The organism is Bacteroidales bacterium, assembly GCA_018334875.1.
Lineage (GTDB): Bacteria > Bacteroidota > Bacteroidia > Bacteroidales > UBA12077 > JAGXLC01.
Genome location: JAGXLC010000381.1, coordinates 1 through 3,862, shown reverse-complemented (window position 1 = coordinate 3,862; position 3,862 = coordinate 1). Strand labels below are relative to the sequence as shown.

At 42.5% G+C, this 3,862-nt stretch carries 4 protein-coding genes; 2 read left to right on the top strand and 2 right to left on the bottom strand.

The annotated features are described in order from the left end of the window. Nucleotides 1-625: 625 nt before the first annotated feature. A complete protein-coding gene (locus tag KGY70_18420; GenBank protein MBS3777177.1) occupies nt 626-1,471 on the top strand; it encodes a hypothetical protein in 846 nt (281 codons plus the stop codon). Between the two features lie 25 nt (nt 1,472-1,496). On the opposite strand, the gene KGY70_18415 is transcribed toward KGY70_18420, so the two are convergent. After that, nucleotides 1,497-1,892, bottom strand: a complete 396-nt coding sequence (locus tag KGY70_18415) for a (deoxy)nucleoside triphosphate pyrophosphohydrolase (protein MBS3777176.1) — start codon at nt 1,890-1,892, stop codon at nt 1,497-1,499. A gap of 185 nt (nt 1,893-2,077) precedes the next feature. Between KGY70_18415 and KGY70_18410 the strand changes: the two genes are divergently transcribed. Beyond that, the gene (locus KGY70_18410) at nt 2,078-2,404 is read left to right on the top strand and encodes a hypothetical protein (GenBank protein ID MBS3777175.1); all 327 of its coding nucleotides are present in this window, start codon (nt 2,078-2,080) and stop codon (nt 2,402-2,404) included. Nucleotides 2,405-2,413: 9 nt separating this feature from the next. On the opposite strand, the gene KGY70_18405 is transcribed toward KGY70_18410, so the two are convergent. Continuing rightward, the coding region (locus KGY70_18405; GenBank protein MBS3777174.1) for a DUF1186 domain-containing protein at nt 2,414-3,862 on the bottom strand (1,449 nt) is incomplete at its 5' end.

The window sequence follows — 3,862 nt, the reverse complement described above, 5'->3', positions numbered from 1 at the left end:
TTCCGGTCGAGAATGGAGCGTTAAATTCTCAGTTGTTCAATGAAAGTGACCGGGAAACTTATGACCTTGTACCTGCAAATGATAATTTTAAACTCCTTCCCTATACTTGACCCTTTTTCGAAAACTCGTCACGCTCTTCTATGCCTTAACCATTAGATAAAACTCTTTTTATCAATACAATAAAATGAATTATAATCTGTTTTATATTTGGAATTAAAGTGTAAATTGTTTATTTTTGGATTGTCATTGCTCATAGAGTAAAAGACTTGGTTGGCCGCATTACCGTAAATGCGGTTTTTTATTATCTTCCCTCCATATTTATGAGAATGCTTAGGCATTTATCATTGATTTTTATTAATTTAGTTTGATGATTGATAGGATGATAGGACACAATTGAGAACCTTAGCCAGTATATCGGAAATTTTTGCCCGGCATGTTATCCAAACCAGTGGCAGGCCGTTAATGGTTGAAGCCAGCGATCTGAAAACTTATCTGTGCAAGCATACCAGAAATCAAAAAGCCAACCTGCTTTTCAACTAGCTAGCTCCCAAAACAAAACAGAAAGAATATCGTTAAATTAGCGCGGCAAATAATTGAGGAATTCAATAAAAATTCGTGAAAAGCCATGAAAGCCTTTTACTCCATATTATATGCAACACTCAATCCCGCCATAAGGGAGCAAATCGGTGTAGGCTTGATTTTAACCGGAGAAAATAATGTGATCTTTGATTATTCCAGGACAAAACTCTCCCATATCAATGCCTTTCTACCCAAATCAGCTAGTAGGCTGTTAAAAGATAACCTGAAAAACATCCAGCATACGATTGATCGGACTATTGATAAGAACCAGCAAAATGAAATGGATATATCCATCAATGGATTAAAGGAAAGGGTTTTTACCCAGCAGTATATTGATTATCTCTCAAGATACAATAAAAACCTGCTTTCTTTTTCCAGCCCTGTGCAGATTGACCTGGAACCCAGCGATGAAAATTTCAGGACTTTATTTGATAAATATATTTTCAAAGAGTCTTCTGAAAAACGAGTTGTTAAAGAATCTATCAATACCGTCATTCAAACCAGGCTATACCCAAAAATTAAAGGAAAGGTCAATCTAGATGCAGACTTAAACATCCAAGATCTTGACACACTGGCTATGCCTGTTCACGTGAATTTTATCGGTAAGAACGGGCAGCCTGTAGTTGGCAAGGCAATAGATTTCCAATCCCGAAACTATGATCTGCTTGCCAATTTCTATGACCTGATCTCTTTGATAAAGGCATTTGATGAAAAAAACACGAAGGGAAAATATTTTGTGATTGGGGATGAGCCGGATAAAAAATCAGATGTGCATCATAATCTGTGGAAACATATATCGGAATTAAAATACATGGATCTAATCCCCTCATCAGAAATGGACCAAATTGCTGAATTCATAGAAAAGGAAAATGTTCAGCCTTTCCTTCCATAAACCATGTAATCAGAATCTCTTGAATTCATTCTAAATTCAGAAACAGCCGCACCAGGGCGTCGCGGATGGGGTGGTCGGCTTCGGTCATGTCATAACGCAGGAGGTTTTCTACGGGTACCCAGGCAATGCGGTCGTGATCTTCCAGCTTCAGCATGCCGTCGGTGTATTCGGCCCAGAAGGCGGTGAGGCGGATCATGAAATCACCATAATCGTGATCCACCGAACAGCATTCGGTGCCCACGCGGGTGCGGATGCCAAACTCCTCATAAAGCTCCCGCTGCAAAGCTTCGGGATGTGTTTCCCCTTCGTGCACCTTGCCGCCAGGAAACTCCCATTTGCGAGGGAAAGACTTGTGCGATGCCCTTCGGGCAATCAACACCTTGTTCTGTTGCATGATCAGACCGGCTACTACTTCAATCATAGATCCATTCATTGATGGCACCAATTTAAACAATTCATTTTATTATATTTTGATTTATTTAGTGGCCAAATGGAACTTTGCATGGTCATATATGTGATAAACACAAGTTTCCATTGCTTTTTTACATTTTTGCACATCTGGATGTGCAGTTTTTTGTTACTTCTGCATAGGTAAAAGTGCAATAAATGAAGCTTTTCGATACGGATCCGATGGAAAAAAGGGTGGTGCTCAGCGCCTCGAGGATGACGGACATGCCCAAATATTACCCTTTGAATCTGATCCGGGAAACAGAAAAAAGGAGAGAAAAGGGTACAAAGATCATACCTTCTCCAGCCTGCCGTTTTTTGCCCATATCCTGGGATCGGCCAGTGAGCTGGGTGTTCAAACTTTTAGCTTCAGCTTCCTGGAAAAAGGCGTCCACAGAAAGGTGGCCAACCGGATGGGTAAACACGGCTGGCCGCCGAAAAAATGCTATACGGGTTGCTTGTATTGTTATGACAATTCAGATATAAATTAAGTCTCTAATCTGTACTCCGCACCAGGCAGCACTTTTTGTATTTCTTTCCGCTGCCACAGGGACAGGGATCGTTTCTTCCCACTTTGGGCTCGCGGATGACCGGACCGTCGTTAGGGGTCTCTTCTGTCAGCAACTCAGAGCCGGGGCCTTCTTCCATCATATCCTCATCTTGATCATACCAGTTGTTGACAATATCATCATACTGATCATAGATGGACAAGACCCCTTTTTTCCAGGAAGCAATCTTTTCATTCCCAAAATCCTTATGTACATCTTCCCTTGTTCCACAGATGCTTTCAGCCACATACCCGGCTTCAAACAGCTTATCGATAACAAGGAGTAAATCCCGGAAACCACCCTCCATAACGTCACAAATTATCAAGCTAATAAGATCCGTATCAATCAGGTTCTCCTTTTCTGTAGTCAGAAAATCCGTTAAAACGCTTTGATACCAACCCCTTATTTGCTCTGTGCTGTCAGGGTTGTGCAAATAATACTGGAGGACAGCTGATGAAACCACACTTTTGGCAAAGGTATCCACCCCCGGCTCAAGCATAAAGTCGCGGAATACTTCCAGGTTGTGATCGATCAATTTATACAGGGGCTGCCATAAGATTTCCGTCAAAAAAGCCCCATACCAAAAAGTGATAAACGCTTCGCCCTGCCGCAGGGTCTCCAGGATATCCCGGATGGCTTCGCCGGCTTTCAATTCGCCCAACAGTAAAACCGTATGAATAGGGAAAAACATTTTTTCATCTTCGATCTCCCCCTCATCTGCCAATCTGTTAAAATATTCGTACCGCTGAATGGCATCGCGCAGCACCTTTCGCAGGTCATCAATAAGTGATTCACGGGGCAATGCCAAAATGTTGGCCACCACCTTCCGATCAATATGATAATCGGCCTTGTAAAGCTCATGGATCAACTGATGCGTAAATTTCGGCGGTTGATTGGTTTGTACAGATTGATCATAGGATGAAAATTCTGGTGTGATCCGTTCCTCCTCCTCTTTGGCCATCTGCTCACGGGCAGCCTCCAGGTTGGCTTGCGTGATCAGGGCTTCGGCCTGCCTGGTTTTTTCATGATCCGGGGCAATATCCTGAAGCATGTTCAGGCGCACTTTCGCCGCATCCGTATCGCCAACGGCAGTGAGATACATGATTGCTGTGAAATAAAAATAGATTACTTCTGCGGAATGAAATACTTCCCTGTTGGGGTATAATAATTTCAGCTCCATGGCTTGACCCAGCAGTTCAGGCATTTTGTCGTATTCACCCTTTATGTAATGTTCATTGGCCTTATTGACAAGGCCAAACAAGTAACCGGGGTGTTCTTTCAGGATCCAGTCGTTTACCTCATAACTTTTTTCTTCATTACCGGTTTTCATCCAGGCCACGGACAGGAAATTTTTGAGTTGGGGCAACCGGGGATAGTGTTTGATTTTGCGCTTCAG